This is a genomic window from Nonomuraea sp. NPDC051191 (assembly GCF_044455665.1).
GTDB lineage: Bacteria > Actinomycetota > Actinomycetes > Streptosporangiales > Streptosporangiaceae > Nonomuraea.
This window is the reverse complement of sequence record NZ_JBITEZ010000018.1, coordinates 50877-73846: the sequence shown is the minus strand read 5'-3', so window position 1 is coordinate 73846 and position 22970 is coordinate 50877. Positions and strand designations below refer to the sequence as shown.

Below are 22970 nucleotides of genomic sequence, written 5' to 3'. Positions count from 1 at the left end.
AAGGGGATCTCCACTGCGGACGGTCCTGGATGTGCCACAAAGGCGGATGACACTAGGGACACGCCTTTCTGTACGGCAGCGTGGGTACGATCACCCGCCACTGGGCCGCGCTCAGCCCGCCCGCCTTCGCGCACACCGCGGCCGCCAACGCCTCCCCGCCCACGGCGTGCCGCCTGACGACGCCGTTGCCGTCCACGGTCAGCACCGCCGACCCGTCGGCGGTGAACGCCACGTCGAGCGGCTGCCCGATCTCCGGGTCCTGCCCGCCGCCCTCGTCGAGCAGCGCGCCCAGGTCCGTACCCGACATCACGTCCACGAGCCCCACCCTGCCCCCCACCTGGAGGGTGGCGAGCAGGTCCTCGCGCGGCGAGTAGGCGGCGGGGTCGCCGAACCCGCGCGCGGTGGCGAGCCTGCGGCGCGTGGCCACGTCCCAGACCGTCATCCGGCGCCGCTCGTCGAGCACCACGACCGCCTTGCCGGAGCGGGTGAAATACGCGCGCACCCCCTCGGCGTCCCTGCCGCCGCCGCCGAACGCCGGCCCCGAAGGCTTGCCGCCGGCCGTCTCCAGCAGGTGCAGGCGGTCGCCCGCCACCACCAGCGTCCGCCCGTCGGAGGAGAAGGCCGCGTACTTCGCCGCGCCCGCCTCAGCCGACCACAAGCGCCGCCTGGTCTGCCGGTCCCACAGCTCGACCCCGCCCTTCTCGGTGACCACGGCCAGCCTGGTGCCGTCGGGAGAGAAGGCCGCCTGGACGGCCGACGTGCGCAACGTGCCCTGGACGGCGGCCGAGGCGGTGTCCACGATCCGCACCCCGGGCCCGAACGTGGCGACGAAACGGGAGTCCGGGCTGAACACCGCGTACTCCGCCTCCGGCAACGCGCCGACGCTCCTCCCGCCGACGGCCGACAGCTCGCCGTCGCGGACCACGAGCCGCCCGTCGCCGCTCAGCGCCGCCGTGCCCACAACGTGATCGTCGTCCTTGGTGGCCAGGTCGGCCACGTCCACCGAGAAGACCTGGTCGCCCACCAGGTAGCGGAACGTGCTTCCGTCGAAGGCGCCCTGCGCTGTCTCCTGGTCCCCCCGTACCTGGACCGTGGTGAGCAGATGCGTGTCCGACCTGCGCCAGAACTGGATGGATCGCGGGGCCACCGTCGCGACGAGGCCGGGGCCGAACACGGCCGCGCCGCCGTTCCACCTGCCCTGGGTGCCGGCGCCGTCCGTGTCGCCGATGAAGTCCTTCGCCCCGGTCCGCAGGTTGGTCAGCTCCAGCAGCCGACCGCGCCGTGCGGCCCGCCAGACCCCGTCCCGGCTGAACGTGCCCGCGAGGGCGGGCCCGAGCGCCTTGGCCGCGCCGGTTCGCAGGTCCCAGCGGGTACGCCGGTCAGCCTCCTGGAGCAGGACGGAATCGTCCCGCTCGAACGTCACGTCGACCCACTCGTTCGTGAAGTCCTTGGCAGTGGGAAAGGCGTGGTCGCTGATCGGCCTGCCGCTGACGAGGTCCACCGCGGTGGCGCGCCTGGCCGTCACGGTCACCAGCACCTTGCCCGACGGGCTCAGCGTCACGCTGTCCAGCGGCTCGGCCGGCCGGATGCCGAGCGTCCGCAGGCGCCGGCCGTTGCGCACGTCCCACACGCGCGTGGCGGTGGAATCGGCGCTGATCAGCGTGCGGCCGTCGGCGCCGAGCGTGCGTACCGTGTCGCCCGCGGTCGACGGGTCGCGGAACATCGCCGTCTCGCGCTGCGCCAGTGAGGCCACCAGGGCCGCCCTGGTGGCCGGCGTCCGGTCCAGCCGCCAGGCCACCAGGCTCGCCAGCATCGCCTGGTGCGGGTCGCTCCCGCGCGTCGCGGTCGCCACCCCCGCCAGCCTGGCCGCCTCCGACCTGGTCAGCTGCCCGGCGATCTGCTCGGCCCGGTCGTCGGCCACCGCGCTCTGTTGTACGGCCAGCCCGCCGGCCACCAGCGCGATCACCAGCAGCCCGCCCAGGCTCAGCGACGTCAGCCGGGCCCGCCTGGCCCTGCGCCTGGTCAGGAAGGCCGCCGCGGACAGGAAATCGCGTTCGACGGGCGACAGGGTGATGTCGCGGCGGGCGGTGGCCGCCCACTCCAACGCGTTCTCCAGGCTGCTGCCCTGGAACAGGTCGCCGTCCCGGCGTCCCGCCGTCTCCCAGCGTCGCGCCGCGGCGAGGATCTGCCGGTGTACGGCCAGGCCGTCGCGGTTGGTCTCGATCCACCGGCGGTAACGCGGCCAGGCCTGGGGCAGCGCCGGTCTGGCCAGCCGTACGCCGCCGTCCTGCCTGGCCAGGAGGTAGCCGAACACGGCGAGGATCCTCCGCACGGCGGCCACCTCGTGCGGCCCCCGCCCCTCGACGAGCTCGGCCAGCTCGGCGTGCCGGGCCGACAGCTCGCCCGCCTCGTCCACGGTCACCAGCCGCAGGAACACCTCGGGGACCAGCTCGCGCTCGGCCGGATCGAGCATCGTGTACGCCTGCTCGGCCAGCGTGCCGAGCGCGGGATCGTGCCCCTGCGCGCCGATCCCGGCGGCCCGGTGGCCGCCCTGGGCGAGCAGGCGGGCGGTGTCGAGGTCGCCGTCGCCGCTGACCAGCGCCAACAGCAGCTCGCGGGCGGTCGGCCGCTGGGCCGGCTCCTTGGACAGTGCCGAGGAGACCAGCCGGCGCAGCGTCCTGGGCAGCGCGGACAGGTCGGGGGTGGCGGACAACACCTGGTGCATGACGCTTCCCAGGTTCTCGGCGTGGAACGGATCACGGCCGGTGGCGGCGAAGACGATGACGGCTCCCCAGGCGAACACGTCCGCCGAGGCGTCCGCCCGCTGGCCGATGAACACCTCGGGGGCCATGTAGGTGGGCGTGCCGCTCACCACGCCGGTCGCGGTGAGCGACATCTCGGCGGTCCTGGCGATACCGAAGTCGATCACGCGGGGACCGTCCGGGCCCAGCAGCACGTTGTCGGGCTTGAGGTCGCGGTGGATCACCCCGGCGTCGTGGATGGCGGTCAGCGCCGTCGCGATGGCGGTGGCCAGGCGGTGCAGGTCGTCGCCCGCGAAGGTCCTGCCCGCCGTGCGCAGGCTCGGGCCTTCCACGTACTCGCTGACGATGTAGGGGCGCGGGCCCTCCAGCTTGGCCTCGATGATCGGCGCGGTGCAGAACGAGGCCACCCGCTGGGCGGCCGCCGCCTCCCGGCCGAGCTGGGCCACCTGATCACCGTGCAGCACCTTGATCGCCACCCGGCGGCCGTCCTCGGCGTAGGCCTCGTACACCACGCCCTGGCCGCCGGCGCCGAGCCGCCCGGCCAGCCAGTAACGACCGAGCCGCTGAGGGTCTCCTTCGATCAACACGCTGGGTTTGATGCGCTCATCACGGACGAAGTTCCGCCCAAAATACCTATTTGCGGAGCACCGGCTTGCCGGCTCTCTTTGAAGGGCGTCTTTCCGAGGGAGTCGGCCCCTTCCCGGGAGGCACGCCGGCCATGTCCAGGCTGGGAATCCTCTGGTCCTGCCTGAGAACCAACCCACGATTCTGATCATCACACCACGCATGAGGTCATTTCAACGCGCGAGCGCGTGGCTTGCCGCGTACGTCATGGGCCTGCCCGCGCTGGGCTTGGTCGCGCTGATCCTCGCGTTACGGGGGCGGTCGTGGTGGTATGTCGCAGTGCCCTACCTGGGGCTGTTCATGCTGGCCTACCTCATAGGCCTGATCCTGCTCGCCCTGCTGCACTTCCGGCCGGACTGGCTGCGCGCGCTGGTGGCGGCTGTGGTCGTGTATGCGATCGCCTCGGTCACGCCGTTGATCGACACGATGACCCATTACCCGTACCACGTGGTCAGATGCGGCGGCCTGCCTGTCATCGGCGACGGCTTCGGCATGAGCTACAACGTCCCCGGCGATGAGTACTACTCGGTGACACCGTTCGCTCACAGGTTCTACTGCAAGGAGAAGGAGGCCGAAGCCGCCGGCTACCATCACTTCGTCTGACCCGGATCCGGCCCGGCGAGGTCCGGGGAACGGCTGGTGCGGGGCCCGAGACGAGAGGGCGCGAGCGCGCCAGTAAAGGCATCGCTGCTCAAGCCTTCAACCGAGGGCTGGGATGACCCTCATCGCCGGAGGCTCCCGACCCCTGGCTCCCTGGAAGCGCGGGCCATGTCGAGAGCCAGATGCGAGCGGCGCAGGCGGCCGGTCCTCACCAAGTGGCCCAGGTCAGCGCGAGTGTCATGCATGAGCTGCAGATGGAAGTAGTTCACGTGCTCAAGCAGCGCGAACACCACCAGCGCCACCCCCGGCCAGACCTGCGCGCCGGAACCGCCCATGACCAGGCCGGCACCCACCACGACGGCCCCCGCCACCAGCAGGCAGACATTGATCCGAGAAATCATGCGATACATCCCCATCCCTGCCGGAACGGGTGCTCGCGAAGAGAGCTGGGCGAACTTCAACCACCAGTACACACCGCCCTCAGCCAGGACGAGCAGGACCAGCACAAGCCCTGCCGAGTTGGCTACGGTCAGGGGCATGCCCAGCAAACCGGTCAGCACCCCGGCGATCAGCGGAATGTTGACGAACTCCAGAACTGCCAGAGTCCTCGTTCGGCGAAGGAGGGACGCACGGGGAGACAGCACGAAGGCCATTCTCTCCGACTTGCGCTGAGCACCGGGTCCAGGCCTCCCGGGCAGCGCGAATCCGCAGCACTTGGCAGACAGGCATGCAGCGATCCGCCCAAGTTCGCCAGACCGGGCCGGCGAGGAGGGAGATCAAGGTCAACGACTGAGCAGGTAGCGCCGGGGCGTGGTGCCGACCGTACGGCGGAAGGCCGCCAGGAACGCGCTCGCCGTGGCGTATCCGACGTCGTGCGCCACCCGGGACACCGGCTGCCCCTCGGCCAGCAGCGGCAGGGCGGCGCGTAGCCGTACCTGCGTGCGCCATTGGTCGAAGCTCATGCCCGTGTCGCGCGCGAACAGCCGCGTCAACGTCCGCCTGCTGACGCCGGCCGCACGGGCGTGAGCCTCCAGGCTGCGCGGGTCGGCCGGGTGCGCCAGCAGGGCGGCCGCCACCACCTGGACGCGCTCGTCGGTGGGCTGCGGCACGTCGATGGGCCGGGTGGGCAGCGGGCGCAGCAAGTCGGGCAGCACCGCTTCGGCGCGCAGCCGCGCGTCGTCGGGGAGATCGGTGCGGGCCAGGTACCCGATCAGTTCGGCGAGCAAGCCGTCGACGCCGACCGCCGTCGGCTCGGGCCAGTCCAGCGGGCAGCGCTCCGGCGCCAGGTACAGGCTGCACAACACCGCGTCGCGGGTCGCACCGGTGGCATGGGTGACACCCGCGGGCAGCCACAGCGCCCTGGTGGGAGGCAGGACCCAGTACACCTCGCCCACGCCGACGCTCAGGACGCCGCGCCGGGTCCAGGCGAGCTGGTGGTGGGTGTGGCTGTGCGGGGGGATCCACTCCCCCGAGGCGAGCGGGAAGTGGCCGACGATGATCGCGCTCATGTCCTCCATGCGACATAGTCTGGCCTCATCGCGGATTGTGGCCAAATGTGGCGGGTCATAGCGTCGTCGGGTGCCGATGATTGTGTTGTGTCTTGTTCAGTTCATGCTCGTGCTCGATGACACCGTCGTGAACGTGGCCCTGCCCAGCATCCGCGATGAGCTGGGCTTCAGCGCGTCCGGCTTGCCCTGGGTCGTCAATGCCTACTTCCTGGCCTTCGGCGGGCTGCTGCTGCTGTGCGGCCGGCTGGCTGATCTGCTCGGCCGTCGCCGCGTCTTCCTCATCGGGGTGGCGCTGTTCGGGGTGGCCAGCCTGGCCTGCGGGCTCGCGCAGGAACCGTGGCAGCTCGTGATCGGGCGGTTCGTGCAGGGCGGCGGTGCTGCGATGGCCGGCCCGGCGGCGATGTCGATGATCACGTTGCTGTACCCGGGGCCGGCGGAGCGAACCAAGGCTCTGGGCATCTGGGGCGGTATCGCGGCCCTGGGCGGGACCTCGGGCCTGGTGCTGTCCGGGGCGCTGACCGATCTGGTGTCCTGGCGGGGGATCTTCCTGATCAACCTGCCCGTCGTCGCCGTGGCCCTGGCGCTGCTCCCCCGGCTGGTCCCCGAGTCCCGCGCGCCCGGCCGGCGCCGCCTCGACGTTCCCGGCGCGGTCCTGGTCACCGGCGCCGCGGTATCGCTGGTGTACGGGCTGCTGCGGGCCGGAGAGACCGGCTGGAGCGACCCGATCGCCATCGGCGCCGTCGTGCTGTCCGCTGCCTTGGGGGCGGCGTTCCTGGTGGCCGAGTCGCGGGCGGCGGCACCGCTGGTGCCCGCATCGTTCCTGGCCTCGCGGACGCGGGCGGTCGCGGGCGGCGCGACCCTGCTGTTCTCGATGGCGATGTACGCGATGTCGTTCCTGCTGATGATCCAGGTGCAGACCGTTCTGGGCTACAGCCCGCTCCTGGCCGGCATCGCCTACCTGCCCTACGGCGCCGGCATCCTGGCGGGCATGTGGCTGTCCTCCCGCGTCTCACTCAGGATCGGGACACGCTGGGCGCTCCTGCTGGCGTTCCTGGTCAACATCGCCGGCCTGCTGCTGCTGTCCGGCGTGGCGGCGGGCGACTCCTACATCGCCCACGTCCTGCCCGGCATGCTCATACTGAGCATGGGCAACGGGCTGAGCCTGCCCGTCATGGCGGTGGCCGCGGTCGACGGCACCACCGAGGAGGACGCCGGTCTCGGCTCGGCCCTGTTCACCTCCGTCCAGCAGATCGGCGGTGCCGTCGGGGTGGCCGCGTTGGCCGTCATGGGCTACTCAGGCGGGCTCATGGCGGGCGCGGTCTGCGTGGCGCTCGGCGCCGTACTCATCGCCGTGCTGCTGCCCTCGCGTGCCGGCGCCCCGCAGCAGCCAGCTGGTACGTCCAAGACGGAACGTTTCGGGGAAACGCGTCCAGCGCTGAACCGGCTTGATCGGCCAAGGTGACCGCGACCAGGCGAGCCTGCAGCGGCGGGATGTTGCATTCCCCTTCGGTCTCCTCCTGCGGCTTGGATTGGGCGGCACGAAGCTGGGCGGCCGGATCCTCGCGGGCGGTGCGCTCCCAACCGCCTTCCTGCTCGGCAGCCTGCTTTGGTACGTTCGAGCGCCCGCGGGCATCCCCCTGGCCCTGCCCGGCGCGGGCCTGCGCGGCGCAGGCCGGCCAGTAGGGTCGGCGTCCATGTACCCGGTAACGTTCTCCTCCCCGAGGCTCACCCTCCGGGAATTCGTCCCGACAGACGTTGACGGGCTTCTGGCCATCTACGGCGACCCGCGGGTCACCGAGCACATGAGCTTCGAGCCCCGGAACCGTGAGCAGGTCGAAGGCGCCATCGCCGGCGTGGTCGAGTCGGCCCGGAACGAACCGCGGACGGACTACTCCCTCGCCGCGGTGCTGCCGGACGGCGGCGAGCTGGTCGCGTTCGCACGCCTCTCGATCGACCTCGGCCATCCGCTCCAGAACAGCGCCCAGATCGGGTTCGCGCTGCGCTCGGACCGGTGGCGGCAGGGCCTGGGCGCCGAAGTCGTACGCCTGCTCCTGCGGCTCGGGTTCGAGCAGCTCGACGTCCACCGCATCTGGGGCGCACGAAGCCCGGTCAACGAGGCGTCCGGGCGGGTCATGAGCAAGCTGGGGATGGTCGAGGAGGGCGTCATCCGCGGGCACCTGAAACTCGCATCCGGTTGGCGGGACTCCGTCGTGCATTCGATTCTTGCCCCGGAATGGGAGCAGACCAGGTAGATGAGGTTGGTCCAGGAGGACTCACCCCAGCGGCGTTGTTCCCCCGGTGTCACGCCGGACTGTGCCCTGGGACCCTCGGGTCATGAGTGCAGGAGGGGCAGGTGCCCAGGATGTCGTGATCGACTTCGGGGCGGACCGGCCGCTTCACGGGCAGCCGGCCGACATCATCCGCGCCGACATCAAGGCCGGACGGTTGAAGCCCGGGGACAGGATCCCGTCGGAGACGCGGCTCCAGCAGATCCAGGGGGTCGGGCCGATGGCCGTACGGCAGGCCCTGCGCGGTGAAGGGCTGATCGTGACGATCGAGGGCAGCGGGGTGGCCGGCGGGCCGTACAAGGTGAGGGCCGTTCCAGGCTGCCTGGTCGTTGATGCGCTGGACGTTCTTCCTCAAGTGGCCGGGGCTCGTCTCTGGCCGCTCCGCCGCCGGGTCAGGGCAGCCGCGGCGGCGAAGGCCAGCACCGCACACCCGAGCTGGGCAAGGGCCGTGGAGGTGGGCACCGACGGCAGGTCCCCGAGGTCGCCCAGGGCCGCTGCGGGCAGGAACAGCAGCAGCGCCGCCCGCCGACCCACGGTCGACCGGCACGCGTACCCGGCCGCCAGCGCGACCACGATCAGCCACGGCACCGGCTTCCAGCTCGTGATCACATGGTCGGCGATCGCGTCCACCCAGCGCGCGCGCACGACGGCCTTGCCGGCGATGAGCCCCACCAGGGCGAGCGGCCCCCACAACAGGAAGGCGCCCCGGGGGATCAGCCCGACCGCACGGTAGGCCACCGGCATGAAGGCGATGACCAGCGCCATCACCTCGGCCACCAGAAGGGGACCGTGGTTCGGGAGGAACAGCAGGTCCAGATTCAGTTCAGGGCCCGGATGGCCGGCCTGACGCAGCGCGAACGCGACCACGGCGAGCACGGCGATCCACCGGCGGCCGAACAGCACGGCCAGCGCGGGCAGGGCCGCGACCAGGGCCGGCTCGGTCAGGAAACGGATCGAGCTTGGTTGCTCCAGAAAGGCCGCGCCATGACGCAGGGACTCGGCCGCCCGCAGTGACACGGTCGCCACCTCGGAGACCAGCATCAGGAACGGCCACAGCGCCACGGCGACGGCCGGCCCGTCACGCCAGGCGCCCGCCGAGACCGGCCCGAAGGCCCGCCGGGCGTGCACCAGCGCCGCGCCCCGCAGCAGGTCGGCCACGTCAGCCAGGTCCAGGCGGGTCTGTCCGGGCCGTGCCCCTGCCTGCAGCACGCCCATCATCTCCGCTTCGTGCCGCGCCCGGTGGTCGCGGGGATAACAGGCCAGCAGCCGCCGGTAGCGGGATTCGAGCGGGCTCATGCCGCGCCTCCAGAGCCGATCGCGCGCAGGCGTGCGGTGGCAGCTTTGGCGTGCCTGCGCATCCGCTCGGCCTCCGCCGCCAGTCTCGCCGCGCCGTCGCCGGTCAGCCGGTAGTAGCGGCGTACCCGGCCGTCGACGATCTCCTCTCGGTCCTCGGTGATCAGGCCCTCTTCCTGGAGCCGGTCGAAAGCGGCGTACAAGGTGCCGGCGCGCAGGCGAACCTGGCCCTCGGAGATGCGCTCCACGTCGGTGATGACGCCGTACCCGTGTTGTGGACCGGCGGCCAGCGCGGTCAGGATCAGGAAGGTCGGCTCCTGCATCTGCCTCATGTGATCAATATATGCCGGTCATCTATCTATGGGCGAGCGATCGTCGCAACCGTTCAGGGGGCAGGACGGATCACATGTCGACGTCTCCGAGAAAGGCATGGCCGGCCTGCCGGCCGTACGGCCGGGCAGAGATCGGTCAGCTTGCGGCCGGCCGCGTTGCATCTGCGTACCTGATGGCCAGGGGTGCGATGATGCCTGCGGCGACGAAGAGCAGCGCCAGGACGCCCCAGGTCCAACCGCCCACCAGTTGGAGCATGCCGGTGATCAAGACGGGGCCGAGAACGTAGCGGCTGACCGAGCGACCCATGCCGAACGCCGCCAGGTACTCGCCTCTCTGGTCATCCGGAGCGAAGGCGTACGACAATGTCCAGGACGCGGGGACAGCGATCAATTCCGCCGCGGTGAGCATCACCAGCGCAGCACAGAAGAGCGCAAGAGGTATCGACTGGGCCGCGTACCAGAACAACAGACAGGCAGCCGCGGCGAATGCCGCAGCGACGGGCTGACATCGCCGCGCAGCTCTGAGGCTTGTGATGTGGCGTGCAATGAGAGCTTGAAAGGCGAGCGCGAGGACTGTGTTGATGGCGTACAGCACCCCGAGTAAGCCGTCCGGCAATGTGGTCGCTTGGGCGAGCCACAGCGGAAAGGCGAGGTTGAGGATCGGTTGCCAGAGCTGCAGTACGCCATCCACACCAGCCAGCGAGAGTAGCCGCAGGTCACGTAGCACGCCCAAGCCTCGCCGGACCGGGGCGGGCTCTTCGGTTCGAACCGGTTGGGGCAGGGTGGCGAAGGCCGCGGTGACCAGCAGATAGGCTGCCGCGTTAACCAGGATGATGGTCCGGAAGAGACCGGTGCCGGCCAGCAGCCCTCCGAGTGGACCGCCGACGCTGATCGCCAGATTGATCACAGTCCGATACGAGGCCAGCACCTTAACCCGGCTGTCTCCTTCGACGATCTCCGCCACGTACGCCTGGGTCAGCGCAGTCGCGATCTGGTCGGCGACCGTGATGATCGTGACGACCACGAGGTACCCCCACCAGTCTCCGACGAAGGCGTAAGCGGCGGTTCCGGCAGCGCGCAGGGCATGCACCAGCACCAGTGCCCGCCGGACACCGTAGCGGTCGGCCGCCCGGCCCAGCGGTATCGCGGCGGCTATGGCCGCGGCCCCCGCGATGCTCATGCCCAGCCCGACCTGGCCTGCGGCGAGCCCGACCACGCCGGTGAAGTAGACGGCCGAGAAGGCCAAGAAGAGCCCTGAGCCGAGGAAGTCCACGAAGCTGGCGCCGAGCAGCCGCCGCACCGCTCGACGCTCGGTGCGACCAGTATCTTGTGTCATAGTCGCACTATTTTGCACTCTAGGGGAGCATTGCGCCATGACCGATCCCGCCGAGGCCGTAGGCCACACCCTCGCCGCAAACCTGCGCGCCGCACGTCAAGACCGAGGCTGGCGGCTGGAAGAGCTGGCCACACGGTCCGGCGTCAGCCGCGGCATGCTCCAGCAGATCGAGACCATGCGCACCAACCCCAGCATCGCGACGCTCGCTCGGATCAGCGCCACGCTCGGTGTTTCGATCGGCGAGTTGGTGGAGCCCCCGGAGGAGCTCGGCCGCGTCTCCCGTGCCGCCGACGCCGTGGTTCGCTCCGAAGGCCGAACCAGGCTTTTGATCAACGACAGCCAGCCGCCTTTCACCGAGCTCTGGGAGTTCCGGCTGCCTGCCGGCGACAAGATCTCCACGCCCGCGCATCCGCCCGGCACCCGGGAACTGCTGCAGCTCCACTCGGGCAGCGTCGCGGTCACCGTCGGCGGGGCACTCTTTCAACTCGCCGCGGGAGACGCACTCCGGATGCGGGGCGACCGCCCGCACGCCTACAGCAGCCAAGGCCCGGAGCCGGCCCACTTGACGATGGTCGTTGTCTATGCGGGCGCCCGAGACCCTCGCTACGCGGGCCTCGTCCCCGGCTGATCCGACGGTCTGGCGTGACCCTGCGGTGCCCCGATCCGTCCCGACGGCCCGCAAGGCGCCGGCGGGTCACGCTTCACGATGACGGGCCTGTCCCACGCGTCCAATGAACCCGGACATTCCGCGACTCCGGCTCCAAGCCTCCGTACGGAAGGCGCCCACAGGTGGCGAACCTGGTCTACAAGCGGGGCTCGACCGACCAGCAGTCGACCGCCCCGCCCTGCGGAGGGTCATCCGGAGGAACACCCGTTTGTGAGATTGCGGGTGCCTTTGCGCCGACTGGCCTCCTGCGTCTACGGCCGTTCTGGCGACCTCGTCGTGCTTGTGAGGGGGTGCTCCCAGCGTTCGACGAGGAGGGCGGGAGGGGGCGTGGTCCCGGGCAGTTGGGGGTGGCCGGGGCGGAGGCCGTCGAGAGCGATGGCGATCGCACGCTTTCGGGCGTTGCGGGCCGCGTCGATCAGGTCGGCACGGTCCTGCCGGTCGAGTTGTTCGATCAAGGGGGACTTGCCGAGTTGTTCGATCAGTAGCGAGATGTCCATGGCCGTGGCGTCCGGTCTGAGCACTCCGGCGGCGTGCGCGCGGGCCACCAGATCCCGCATCAGCTCGTCGGACCTGGTGAACTTGGCGGCCATCTCGTCGGTGACGGCGATCGTGCCGGCCAACGGCCCGAGGGAGCCGCCGCTGAACTCGATGCAGGCGCTGACGTAGTGAGCGAGCCCTTCCCAAGGGTCGTCGTGTTGCAGGCCGCGCTCGGCGCCGTCATCGTCGCCGACCGGGCGGGAAAGGGGCTGCGTACCGCGCCGCGCGACGCGCTCATCACCCTGTCGGCTCCCGAGCCGCTGCTCGGCCGGGCCTTCGGCATCCACCGGGCGATGGACAGCATGGGCGCGTTCGCGGGGCCGCTGGCCGCGCTCGGCGTCCTGACGGCCGTCGGGGCGGCCACCCCGGCCGCGTTCGACGCGCTGTTCCTGACCAGCTTCTGCGTCGCCGTCGCCGGGTTGCTGGTCCTGGCCGCCTTCGCCCGCGACCGCCGGGACAGGCGGCCCGCGGCCTCCGCCGTCACCCTCCGCGCCGCCGGCGGCCTGCTGCGGGCCGCCGGGGTCCGCAGGCTGCTCTACGCCGCCGGCCTGCTGGGACTGGCCACCATCGGCGACGGCTTCGTCTACCTGCTGCTGTGCAGCGCCCTGCCGGCCGCCCTCGTGACCGTGGCCGCGCTCTGCTGCTACGGCGCCTTCTACGCCGCCACCGACGGCGTGCTGATGGCGCTGGCCGGTCCCCTCCTGCCCGCGGACCTGCGTACCACCGGGCTGGCCTGCGTGCAGACCGTGCAGGCCCTGGCCTACCTCGGCTCCTCCCTCGCCTTCGGGCTCGCCTGGACGAGCTGGGGCAGCGCCGCGGCGACCGGCGCCGCGGCGGTCGCCGCCGCCGTGGCCGCCACCGCCACGGCCGCCCTCCTGACGGGCCGCCGCACGACCGTGGAGGACGCGCCGTGACCGGCCGCGTACGGCTCCTGATCGCCGGCATCGCCGGGCTCGCCGTCCTGGCGGCCGGGTCCATCGTGATCGCCAGAGCGGCCGGTACGTCCTCGCAGGCCATGGCCGCGGACAGCGTCTCGCTCGTCCCCGGGCCGCGGCTGGTGGCGCTCAGCACCGCCGTCGGCAGCTCCGGCCGGTTGGTGTCCGTCGCGGCCGGCGACCCCGCCGGAGCGCGCGCGATCTCCACCTTGTCGTGCGCCAGGCTGTACGCGGCCGGCAGCACCGGGCTGTGCCTGCGCGTGGACCCCGGGCTGACGACGTACCAGCTCGCGGTCCTGGACGCGCACCTCCGGACGGTCAGGGAGATCCCCCTGGTCGGCGTGCCCAACCGGGCCAGGGTCTCGCCCAGCGGCCGGCTGGTGACCTGGACGGTCTTCGTCACCGGCGACTCCTGCAACGGCGGCCGCTTCTCCACCCGCGTCGGCATCCTCGACACCCGTACCCAGGAGCTGATCCCCACCCTGGAGGACTGGCCGGTCACCGTGGACGGGAGGCCGTACCGGGCCAGGGACCTCAACTTCTGGGGCGTCACCTTCACCTCCGACGACCGCCGCTTCTACGCGACCATGTCCACCGCCGGGCACCGCTACCTGGTGCTCGGCGACCTCGACGGCCACCGCCTGCGGGCCCTGACGGACAACGTCGAGTGCCCCTCGCTCTCCCCCGACGGCACCCGGATCGCCTTCAAGTCCGCGCTCGGCGGCGATCCGGCCCGTGGCTGGCGCCTGTCGGTGCTGGACCTGGCCACCCGCCGGATCACCCCGCTCGCCGAGCCCCGCAGCGTGGACGACCAGGCCGCCTGGATCGACCAGCGAACCGTCGCCTACGCCCTCCCCCGGGGACGGGAGCACGCCGACGTCTGGACGGTCCCCGCCGACGGCACCGGCACCCCGCGGATTCTCATCCCCGACGCCGCGTCCCCCGCCGCCCTCGGTGGCGGCGCCATCGGCCCGGAGGCCCAGTGATCAGCGCGTTCGAACTCTTCAGCATCGGCATCGGCCCCTCCAGCTCGCACACCGTGGGACCGATGCGCGCCGGCTCGGGCACGGCACCGGCAAGGCCGTGCTCCTCGGCCTGATGGGCGAAGAGCCCGCGACCGTGGACGTGACCACCGCCGACGAACGCGTCCGCGTCCTCTGCGAGGACCGGCGGTGACGGCCGCGCGGATGGCCGTCCGGGGAAACGGGCAGCACATCGTGTCACTCGACACGGCGATCAGGAGCATGCGCGAGACCGGCGCGGACATCACCGCCGAGCACGACCCGGTGCCGTCGTGGTTCTCAGCCCTTCTTTTATGAGCAATGCTCATGTATGGTCGCCGACACTATGAGGAACCGCTGGTTGTCACCGATCGCCGTCGTGGTGCTGGCCGCCGTCATCGCGGTGGGGGCGGCGTTCGATCCGTCAGGGCTGGCCGCGCCGTACACCTGGACCGGCGCCGATCTGCTGCCCGTCGCCGGGCTCTGGCAGGTGGCCGCGCCGGCCGTCTACGTGCCGCTGCTGCTGACGGGGGTCGGAGTGCTCGCGTGGACGGTCGCGCGCGGACGTGCCCCGCTACGTACGGCACTGCTGGTCTGGGGCGCGGTGGTGTGGTCGGCGATGGCGGCGAAGCTGGTGATGTCGCTGGTGATGGCCTTCGGCGATGTGGTCTACCTGGCGTGGTCGACCGGCTTCACCGGCGTCAAGGCGGCGATCTTCGGTCTGCCGGTGCTGGTGGCCGCCTGGCTCGCCCAGCTCCTGCACCGCCGCCTCGCCCCACCTCCTCCTGCGTCGGCCTCTTCACCGTCCCCGGGGCCGGAGGCCAACCCCGCCGCGGCCGCGGGGACGTTCTTCCCGCGGGCTTCCGGGCCCGGATGGGCGGCAGCGGGGGTGGCCGTGGTCCTGGCCGCGTCGGTCGGCCGGGTGTGGTGGGGCGGCTCACCCGTCGGGTACGCCATCGGCGACTCCCCGCTGGCCCCGGCGCCCGAGGCGGGACCGCTGGGCTGCCTGGCCGCCGTCACTCTGCTGGGCGTGCTGACCTGGGCACTGAACCGCGGGCTCGGTGCCACCACGTCGCCCCGGGCCGTCGTCGCCGGACTCTCCGCGCTGGGCGCGGCCGCGACGCTGGGCCTGGTCGAGGTGGCCATCGGGATCTCCGGCGACCTGGCGGGCGGCGACCTGTTCTGGGCCCCGGCGATCATGCTTCGCCTCGCCCCCGCGCTCTCCTTCGGCGCCCTCCTCGCCCTCGGGACGGCGACGATCGTCGCCCTCCTCCAGCCGATGCGAAGAACCGGCCTTCTCCCGCCGCGCAAGGGCGTCGCCTCTTCCGTACCGGTCCGGACGGCGGTCGTCGTGGCCGCGGCGGCGCTCGCCTTACCGCTCCTGCAGCCCGGCGCCACCGCCGCACCGCCACCGCGCACCAAGGCTCTGGGGCTCTCGGCCGACCGCAGGATCGTCGACGCCGACGGCAACGAGGTGCTGCTGCGGGGCGTGAACGTCAACCAGCTCGAAGACTACTTCCAGAGGCGTCCGGACAAGGCGGTGACGCGACCGCTCACCGAGGCCGACTTCGCCGGCATGGAGCGGATGGGCTTCAACGTCATCCGCCTGGCTCTGTCCTGGTCGGCGCTGGAGCCCCGGCCCGGCCACTACGACCCGGCCTACCTCGCCAGGATCTCCTGGGCCGTCGAGACCGCGGCCCGGCATGGCATGCGCACGGTCATCGACATGCACCAGGACGCGTGGGGCAAAGGCGTCGACGCCGCCCCCGGAACCACCTGCCGGAACGGTTCCCCGATGCACGGCTGGGACGGCGCCCCCACCTGGGCCGACCGCTTCGACGGCGCCCCCAGGTGCGAGTTCACCGGACGCGACATCTCACCGGCCGTCGCCCGCGCCTTCACCAACTTCTACCAGGACAGGGACGGCATCCAGACCCGCCTGGTCGCCGCCTGGGGCATGCTGGCGGAGCGGTTCGCGAACGAGCCGATGGTCGCCGGATACGACCTGCTGAACGAGCCGGGCTTCGGCGAGGCCCCGCCGATCACCTCCGGCGTCCTGCTCGGCCGCTACTACGACCGGGCGATCAAGGCCATCAGGGCGGCCGAGCGGCGCGGATTTCCGCACCTGATCTTCTTCGAGCCGTCCGTGCTCTGGTCGGGTCTCGGCTTCGAGGTCTCGGTGCCCAAGGATTTCACCGACGACCGGCTGCTCGTCTTCGCTCCCCACCTCTACAACGAGTCCATCACCATCGACCAGGGCACCGGCGTCACCGTCACGAGCATCGAGCGCGGCTTCGAGCTGGCGAGCCGGGCGGCGCGGTACTACGGCGCCGGGCTCTGGTCAGGAGAGTGGGGTTGGTTCGGCGACCCCGCCTCGGCCCCGATCGCGAGATACACCGACCAGGAGGATCGGCACCGCATCGGGGGCGCGTTCTGGGTCTGGAAGCAGTCCTGCGGCGACGCCCACGCCGACACCGACTCCAGGACCGGCGGCAACCTCATGATCGAGGACTGTGCCACCGGGAAGGACCTGCCCCCGCCCGCCGAATACGTCACCGAGCTCTCGCGTCCCTACCCCCGCTCCGCCCCCGGCCGCCTGACCGGCCTGACGTCGGACCGGGCGAGCCTCACGGCCCGGGGCGAAGGCAGCGGTTGCGGCCTCGACGTCTGGTTCCCCGGCAACGCCCGGCCGTCCGTCCATGGCACCGGGCTCAAGGACGTCGCCGCCCGGCAGGCGCCGGGCGGCTGGCGCATCACCGGCTGCACCACGGGCCCCTACGACCTGACCGCCCAGGCCCCCGCCGAGGGCACCCGATGACGGCCACGCCGACTTCGGCGCCGTCGCGACCGGCGCGACGGTCGCCGGCGGCTCTGCGCCCGGCCTGCCTGACCGTCACGAACGCTTCCGCCGCAGTGCGCTGCCACCCGTGAGCGATCGGGACGAGAACGCAGAGATTTGACCCCGAGGGGCGGTCGGCATAGCTTGATCAAGCAAAAAGTGATCGATCACTCTTGGTCTCTCCCCCCGAGGCTTCGTGGCGCGGCCGACGGGAGACCGGGAGCGGCGGTCCGGCCATGCACTCCCCCGGGCGGCGGCCACGCGCCGGCCGCCGCCGCCCGCTCCCAGCAGAAGGACCCGCCCCATGCCCCACACCATGCCCGACACCACGCTCGCCGTTCGCGAAGAGGACGACTCCCTGGCCATCACCGCCGGCGACGTGCGGATCGCCCGGTACGTCCACCAGCCGGACGCTCCCGACGCCGAGTCCCCCAAGCCCTACCTCCACCCCATCCGCAGCCTGTCGGGCGCGCCCATGTCGGTCTACCGGCCGCACGACCACCGCTGGCACAAGGGCCTGCAGATGACCTGGGCGCACCTGTCGGGGCAGAACTTCTGGGGCGGCCCGACCTTCTCGGTGGAGCGCGACTACCACTGGGAGGACAACCACGGCCACATCAACCACCTCGCCTTCACCGACGTCACCTCCGACGGCACGCGGGTCGTGGTCGAGGAGAGCCTGCACTGGCTCTCGGCCCGGGGCGAGCACTGGATCACCGAGCAGCGCCGCCAGGTCTTCCACGGCGTGGACGGCGCGCGCGGCATCTGGGCCCTGGACTTCACCACGACGCTGCACAACGTCCGCGGCGCCACGCTCGACTTCGGCAGCCCCACCACACACGGCCGGCCGATGGCCGGGTACGCGGGCTACTTCTGGCGCGGCCCCAGGTCCTGGACCGGCGGCACGATCATCGGCGCCGGCGGTCTGGGCGGTGAGGAGATGATGGGCGTCGAGGCACCGTGGCTGGCCATGGTCGGGCAGCACGACGGGATCGACGGCGGCGGGACCGTGCTGGCCGTCGCCGGGCACTCCAGCGCGCCGGCGCCGATCAAGTGGTTCGTCCGCAACGAGGCGTTCGCCGTGATCAGCCCCTCCCCCTCCTTCGACGAGGAGATCGCTCTGGCCGACGGCGACACCCTCGAACTCGCGCACCGTTACGTCTTCATCGACCACATGTGCGACCGGGCCGAGCTCGACGAACTCGGCACGGAGTTCGCGCTGTGACCCCGCTGTTCCCCGGCGGCACCTCGATCAGCGATCTGGCGGTCTACGACTGGGAGTGCGCCGACGGTGTGCACGGCGGCACGCCGCACCTGCACACGGTCTCGACCGAGGCGTATGTCGTGACCGCGGGCCGCGGGGAGGTGCACACCCTCAGTGCCGCCGGCTTCGCCCGCGACCGGCTCGAAGCGGGCACGGTCCTGTGGTTCTCGCCCGGGACGATTCACCGCCTGGTCAACGAGGACGGGCTCCGGCTGCTGGTGATCATGCAGAACGCGGGCCTGCCCGAGGCCGGCGACGCCGTGCTCACCTTCCCCGCCGACGTCCTGCGCGACCGCGACGCCTACCTCGCCGCGGCGACGCTGCCGGTGGGGGTTTCGGAGGACGAACGGGCGGCGGCCGCACGGGTCCGCAGGGACCTGGCGGTCGCCGGGTTCCGGCGGCTGGTGGCGGACGCCGAGGAGCGCGGCGGGCAGGCGCTGGCGGACTTCCATCGGCTGGCGGCGGCGATCGTGCGCCCCCGGGTCGCGTCCTGGAAGGAGTTGTGGGACGGGACCGTCGCCGCCGAGACCGAGCGCACGGGGTCACAGCTCGACGCGCTCGCGGGTGGTGATGCCGCCCATCTCGGGCAGGCCGCCGTGGTGCGGACCACGCCCGGGCCGGGCCCTCGCGCGTTCGGCATGTGCGGCCGGCTGCGCACGTGGGCGCCGCGTCCCTGATCGGGCGGCCGGCGGGTCCTGTGGCCGGATCGGCGCCGCCGTGCGGGCCGGTCTCTCAGGCGGGCGCCGGACCGGCCGTCTCGCGGACGATGACCCGGTTGATCGACCGGTCGGACGGAGGCGGCGCGGGCTCGCCGCGCACCGCCGCGATGAGCCGGGCCATCGCCTCCCGCCCCTGCACTTCCCGGTCGACCGCCACGGTGGACAGTGAGGGGGTGGCGAAACGTCCCAGTTCCTCATCGTCCCAGCCGAACACGCTGACATCGCCCGGGACCCGCCAGCCCCGTGACAGCGCCGCGCGTACGGCCCCCATCGCCACGTGGTCGTTCACGGCCACGATGGCGGTCACGCCGCAGCCGTCGGGCAGACCGCGAACGGCGTCGTAGCCGGACCGGGAGCTCCAGTCACCGAGCGCGACGCCGTACGAGATGAGCCCGCGGCGCTCGATCGTCTGCTCGAAGACGAGCTTGCGGTTGCGGGCCGAGGCCCAGCTCTGCGCGCCCGCGATGTGGAAGAAGACCCGGTGGCCGAGCGAGGCGAGACAGTCGATGATCTCCTCGACCGGGGAGGCGTCCGCCAGCTCGTTCGTCCCGCGCAGGTGGTCGTCGTAGTCGCCCGTGACGACGATGGGCACCGGCGAGGCGGCGAGATCGGTCTCCAGAGGCGTCAGCGACAGGACGCCCTCGACCTGCCCGGAACCGGCCAGCTCCAGCACCCGCTCCGCCCTGGCCCGCGGATCTCCCTCGACACTGAGAACCTCCAGCTGGAAGCCCTCGGCGTGCGCCGCGGCCGCGGCGGCGCGGAGCATGCGCGCGGGCCACAGGTAGTCGGAGGCGGGCAGGGTGACCGCCAGCCGGTTCGTGTGCCGCGTGCGCATGGAACGCGCGACGAGGTTCGGCCGGTAGTTGAGCTCCTGGACGACCAGGTCGATCTTGGCGCGGGTCGCCGGTCTCAGGGTCTCGTTCTTCCTGAAGTATCGGGAGACCGTCTGGTGCGACACGCCCGCGCGCCGGGCCACCTCGTGGATCGTGAGGCGCGGCGTCTCGGCCTCGTCCAAGGGCCCCCTCTCCTCGCGCTGCGCGTCACAGCCTAGCCGGTCGCCCGTTCGCCGGGCGACGACGAAGTGATCGATCACCTCGTCGTCATCCCGGGCCCTCCCGGAGGAAGGGGCGGGCCTCAGGAGCCGGACGTCCCCTGGAGCCCGCTGGTGAGTCGTACGGGGAAGTGCCGCCCGGTGTCCTTGCTGTGGCCGATGCCGGACGACCACTCCAGATAGCCCTTCCTGCCGGGGCCGTCGTCGTCGTTGACCAGCAGGGACAGCGCGAACACCCCGGCCGGAGGGCCGTTGAGTCCCAGGCTCTGCCAGGGCAGCACCACGTCGTAGGTCGTGGTGCTGCCCGTCCGGGTCACCGCGAGCCGGTCCGTCGGGGTCGGGCCGGTGATCGCGATGCCGAAGGCGGCGAAGGTGTAGGCGGCCGGCCCGTCGGGCGTCAGCGCCAGGCCGATCTCGGTGCGTTCGGTGGAGGCGCCGGGGAGCGCGGGCGACAGGGAGAGCTGGATGGAGTCGCCGTTGTACAGGTTGCCCGCCGGGTTCTTCTGGGTGAACACGTCGTCCTGGACCGTCGCCTGCACGCGCAGCCCCGTCGGGGTCTGGGTGATCCGCACGGGACCACCGAGGTCGGCGGCCCCGCCCCAGTCGGCGGTGTAGCGGAACCAGGTCGCGTCGGCCGCCAGGTCGATCGGCGCGGCCGTGGTGGCGGTGTCGGGCTCGATGGGTCCCGCGCCGACGGACTGCCGCAACCGGAGGGCGTCACGGCCGCGCAGCCCGATGGACACCTCCAGGTAGCCCTGCTCCCACACCCGCAGCGACGGGAGCGGGATGGTGTGCGCGACCTGCTCGCCGGGCTGCAGCGTGGTGGTGTCGGCGATCGTGCCCGACTGCTCGCCGAGGGTCCAGGTGAGGCCGTCGAGGGTCACCGGGGTCCTGCGGGAGGTGTTGGCCAGCGAGACGGACGCCCGCGCCCGGTAGCCGCCGTCGCGGACGAGGTCGACCCCCACGGCGGCGACCACGGGGGTGGTGACCCTGATCGTCGGTGTCGCCAGCCGTGCCACCTTCTCGTGCCCGGTCGCGGCCCAGCCGGTGACCCAGCTCGCCTTGCCGCCCGCGGGGGCGGGGAGGTCGAAGACGGTCTCGGCGGTGCCGCACCCCTTGACCTTGACGTCGTGGCGCCGCCCGTCCAGCGTGATCGTCACCTTGGCGGGGACGGCGCGGCAGTTGCGGCCGGTGCGGTCGACGACCGCGCGCACCTCGATGCCCTCGCCGTCGGCGACGGTCGGCGACGTCCTCAGCGTGATCGCGGGCGCGGGGTCGAGGACGAGGGAGTCGACCTGGCCCCTGACGTAGACCGGGTGCTCGGTCAGGGTCACCTGGACGACTCCGGCGTGCGGGGTGAGGGTGGCGGGCACGCCGTACTGGTCGGTGAGGGTGAGCGGCTGGGCGGTCCGCAGCGTCACGGTCCTCGGGCCGTCCGACGCCCACATGACGCGGACGAGGTCGCCCGCGGCGCTCCTGAAGGGGAAGGAGTACGTGGTCGCGTCCAGCGTGTCCCGCTGGGTGATCGTGCGCCCGGCGAGTTCGGCCGCCATCACCGCCTGCGCGACCGCGGCCGGCTTGGGCTCGGCGGCGTAGCGGGCGGTCGCCCGCCGGACCTCGAAGACGCCGAAGTTGTGCTCCTGGTTGTTCGGATCGGTGCCGTCGTCGCGGGCGTCGTACCAGTAGAGGCGGTCGGCGCCGCCGGCCAGGGAGAGCACCGCCGAGCGGACCAGGTAGTCGGCCTGCATGGCGTCGGTCGTGCCGCCCGCGGTGTGGGTCGGCCAGCCGTACTCGGTGAGCCACAGCGGGAGCGAGCGGCCGGCGGCGGCGTCGACGGTCTGGCTCAGCGACGCCATCTGCGTGTCCATGCCTTCGGGCGGCGTGGGGTGGCGGTAGGGGTGGACGGACACCGCGTCCAGCGCGTCCGCGCCGCCCTGTTCGAGCACCTGGCGCACGTAGTCGGCCGAGGCGCCGGAGATCGCCGGGCCCACCAGCCGCGCTCCTTGCGGCTTGACCGCGGCGGCCGCCTGGAGGAGCTGGGCGTAGCAGGCGGGCGTCCGGCCGCACAGGCCGTCGTTGAAGTTGATGTTGAACTCGTTGTAGACCTCGGTCGCCCGGGTGTAGCTCGCGAAGTGCTGGTTGACGGCGGCCGTGAAGCGTCCGTAGGCGGCCAGGCCCTCGGGCGAGCTCGGCGTACGGTTGCCGTCGTAGAGCGGGTTGCGGTAGGCCGAGATCGGCAACGGCTCGATCCCGGCGGCGTCCAGCGCGGCGAACCCGGCGTCGTAGCGGTCGAAGGTGTAGACGCCCGCCTGCTTCTCGACCGCGGACCAGCCCACGTCGTTGCGCGAGTGGGTGTAGCCGATGCGCGCGATGCCGTCGATGAGCTCCTGCTCGTAGCCGTGCAGCCCGACCCCGAACGGCGAGTCGGCCGCGGCGGCGGGCATCGACGGGACGATGCCGAAGCTCGTGCTCAGCGTGCCCGAGGTGAAGGTGTAGAAGCCGTTGGGCAGCGAGGCGAGGTTCACCACGCTGTTCCCGCCGGTGAAGGCGGCCGTGCCGTTCGCGACCTGCGTCCCCCGGGCGTCCTGGACGGCCCAGGGGGCGGGGGCCGGGTCCCGGGCGTCGGTGAACAGTTCCAGCGCGGCCTGGCCGGGGTCGAAGAGCAAGGAGTCGTTCATGACCCCGAAGTAGGTGGAGTGCTCCTCGAAGCCGGGGTTGGCCAGCAGGTTCTGCGCGGTGCCGTCCTCGGTCATGGTCAGGTCGTCCAGCCGTACGCCGGGGGTCACGTCCTGGGAGATGATGCGCAGGGAGAAGCTGGTCTGGGTGGCCAGGGTGGTGTAGGTCCAGGAGACCTGGCGCCAGTCGTAGGCGCCCATCGGGAAGTTGAAGCGCCGGCTGCTGTCCGGGCTCAGCACCGCCTGCAGCGCGGCCGCCTTCGACAGCCCCTCCGAGGCGACCCAGGCGGTGAACCGGTAGAGCGTGCTCGGCTTGACCGGCACGGTCTGGGCGAGCTGCCCGTAGGTGTTCGGGCTGCTCGGAGTCTGGTTGACGATGCGTACCGCGGACCCGGTGTGGCCCTGGGCGGTGGCGGTGAAGGCGACCTCGGCCGAGCCGCTCCGGCTGATGGCCCACGGGTCGAAGGTGTTGGAGTACGGGAGTTTCGGGGCGGCTAACGCGGTGGCGAGGAGGAGGAGCGCGGACAGTGTTTTCATCG

Annotated in this window: 19 protein-coding genes and 2 pseudogenes; 12 read left to right on the top strand and 9 right to left on the bottom strand. The window is 72.0% G+C overall.

Translation table 11 applies throughout. The features are described 5' to 3' along the window. Positions 1–52: 52 nt before the first annotated feature. A complete protein-coding gene (locus ACIA8R_RS41990) occupies positions 53–3349 on the bottom strand; it encodes a WD40 repeat domain-containing serine/threonine protein kinase (RefSeq protein WP_397043134.1) in 3297 nt (1098 codons plus the stop codon). A gap of 199 nt (positions 3350–3548) precedes the next feature. Between ACIA8R_RS41990 and ACIA8R_RS41985 the strand changes: the two genes are divergently transcribed. Beyond that, a complete protein-coding gene (locus ACIA8R_RS41985) occupies positions 3549–3989 on the top strand; it encodes a hypothetical protein (protein ID WP_397043132.1) in 441 nt (146 codons plus the stop codon). Between the two features lie 119 nt (positions 3990–4108). Here the strand turns inward: ACIA8R_RS41985 and ACIA8R_RS41980 are convergent, their stop codons facing one another. After that, on the bottom strand, positions 4109–4639 hold the full coding sequence (locus tag ACIA8R_RS41980; protein ID WP_397043130.1) for a hypothetical protein: 531 nt from the start codon (positions 4637–4639) through the stop codon (positions 4109–4111). Between the two features lie 129 nt (positions 4640–4768). After that, positions 4769–5503, bottom strand: coding sequence for a helix-turn-helix transcriptional regulator (locus tag ACIA8R_RS41975; protein ID WP_364095001.1), 735 nt, complete (start codon positions 5501–5503; stop codon positions 4769–4771). Between the two features lie 67 nt (positions 5504–5570). Between ACIA8R_RS41975 and ACIA8R_RS41970 the strand changes: the two genes are divergently transcribed. From ACIA8R_RS41970 to ACIA8R_RS41960, 3 genes and pseudogenes are all read left to right on the top strand, one after another. Next, positions 5571–6956 (top strand): MFS transporter, encoded by a 1386-nt coding sequence (locus tag ACIA8R_RS41970; RefSeq protein WP_397043263.1) that lies wholly within the window; start codon positions 5571–5573, stop codon positions 6954–6956. 232 nt (positions 6957–7188) lie between these two features. Continuing rightward, positions 7189–7746, top strand: a complete 558-nt coding sequence (locus tag ACIA8R_RS41965) for a GNAT family protein (protein WP_364095004.1) — start codon at positions 7189–7191, stop codon at positions 7744–7746. Between the two features lie 82 nt (positions 7747–7828). Further along, positions 7829–8005 (top strand): annotated as a pseudogene (locus ACIA8R_RS41960) (GntR family transcriptional regulator); the annotation flags it as partial. A 128-nt stretch (positions 8006–8133) separates the two neighbouring features. Here the strand turns inward: ACIA8R_RS41960 and ACIA8R_RS41955 are convergent. The 3 genes from ACIA8R_RS41955 to ACIA8R_RS41945 form a co-directional block, all read right to left on the bottom strand. Next, positions 8134–9078, bottom strand: a complete 945-nt coding sequence (locus ACIA8R_RS41955; protein WP_397043267.1) for a hypothetical protein — start codon at positions 9076–9078, stop codon at positions 8134–8136. Next, the gene (locus tag ACIA8R_RS41950) at positions 9075–9407 is read right to left on the bottom strand and encodes a helix-turn-helix transcriptional regulator (RefSeq protein ID WP_357701430.1); all 333 of its coding nucleotides are present in this window, start codon (positions 9405–9407) and stop codon (positions 9075–9077) included. Before ACIA8R_RS41950 ends, ACIA8R_RS41955 begins: the two co-directional genes overlap by 4 nt. 136 nt (positions 9408–9543) lie before the next feature. Beyond that, positions 9544–10707: an MFS transporter gene (locus ACIA8R_RS41945; RefSeq protein WP_397043127.1), complete on the bottom strand. Its 1164-nt coding sequence runs from the start codon at positions 10705–10707 to the stop codon at positions 9544–9546. A gap of 73 nt (positions 10708–10780) precedes the next feature. Between ACIA8R_RS41945 and ACIA8R_RS41940 the strand changes: the two genes are divergently transcribed. Continuing rightward, positions 10781–11371 carry a helix-turn-helix domain-containing protein gene (locus ACIA8R_RS41940; RefSeq protein ID WP_397043125.1) on the top strand — a complete coding sequence of 197 codons (591 nt, stop codon included), beginning with the start codon at positions 10781–10783 and terminating at the stop codon, positions 11369–11371. A gap of 290 nt (positions 11372–11661) precedes the next feature. Here ACIA8R_RS41940 and ACIA8R_RS41935 read toward each other — a convergent pair whose 3' ends face one another. Next, positions 11662–12030, bottom strand: coding sequence for a hypothetical protein (locus ACIA8R_RS41935; protein WP_397043123.1), 369 nt, complete (start codon positions 12028–12030; stop codon positions 11662–11664). A 45-nt stretch (positions 12031–12075) separates the two neighbouring features. Between ACIA8R_RS41935 and ACIA8R_RS41930 the strand changes: the two genes are divergently transcribed. The 7 genes and pseudogenes from ACIA8R_RS41930 to ACIA8R_RS41900 all read left to right on the top strand — a co-directional run bounded on the left by ACIA8R_RS41930 (position 12076) and on the right by ACIA8R_RS41900 (position 18663). After that, on the top strand, positions 12076–12861 hold the full coding sequence (locus ACIA8R_RS41930) for a hypothetical protein (RefSeq protein WP_364095017.1): 786 nt from the start codon (positions 12076–12078) through the stop codon (positions 12859–12861). Next, positions 12858–13868, top strand: coding sequence for a TolB family protein (locus ACIA8R_RS41925; protein ID WP_397043121.1), 1011 nt, complete (start codon positions 12858–12860; stop codon positions 13866–13868). Before ACIA8R_RS41930 ends, ACIA8R_RS41925 begins: the two co-directional genes overlap by 4 nt. A 62-nt stretch (positions 13869–13930) precedes the next feature. Next, positions 13931–14058: pseudogene (locus tag ACIA8R_RS41920) on the top strand (serine dehydratase beta chain). Beyond that, positions 14055–14201 (top strand): hypothetical protein, encoded by a 147-nt coding sequence (locus ACIA8R_RS41915; protein WP_364095023.1) that lies wholly within the window; start codon positions 14055–14057, stop codon positions 14199–14201. The pseudogene ACIA8R_RS41920 and the gene ACIA8R_RS41915 overlap by 4 nt, the downstream one beginning before the upstream one ends. A gap of 28 nt (positions 14202–14229) precedes the next feature. Further along, on the top strand, positions 14230–16701 hold the full coding sequence (locus tag ACIA8R_RS41910; protein WP_397043119.1) for a glycoside hydrolase family 5 protein: 2472 nt from the start codon (positions 14230–14232) through the stop codon (positions 16699–16701). A 325-nt stretch (positions 16702–17026) separates the two neighbouring features. Continuing rightward, entirely contained in the window at positions 17027–17947 is a 921-nt protein-coding gene (locus tag ACIA8R_RS41905; RefSeq protein WP_397043117.1) for a PmoA family protein, read from the top strand. Beyond that, positions 17944–18663: a cupin domain-containing protein gene (locus ACIA8R_RS41900; RefSeq protein WP_397043115.1), complete on the top strand. Its 720-nt coding sequence runs from the start codon at positions 17944–17946 to the stop codon at positions 18661–18663. The genes ACIA8R_RS41905 and ACIA8R_RS41900 overlap by 4 nt, the downstream gene beginning before the upstream one ends. A 55-nt stretch (positions 18664–18718) precedes the next feature. Here ACIA8R_RS41900 and ACIA8R_RS41895 read toward each other — a convergent pair whose 3' ends face one another. Together ACIA8R_RS41895 and ACIA8R_RS41890 are read right to left on the bottom strand one after the other, a co-directional pair. Continuing rightward, on the bottom strand, positions 18719–19720 hold the full coding sequence (locus ACIA8R_RS41895) for a LacI family DNA-binding transcriptional regulator (RefSeq protein WP_364095035.1): 1002 nt from the start codon (positions 19718–19720) through the stop codon (positions 18719–18721). A gap of 119 nt (positions 19721–19839) precedes the next feature. Then, entirely contained in the window at positions 19840–22968 is a 3129-nt protein-coding gene (locus ACIA8R_RS41890) for a glycosyl hydrolase (protein WP_397043113.1), read from the bottom strand. Between the last annotated feature and the right edge of the window lie 2 nt (positions 22969–22970).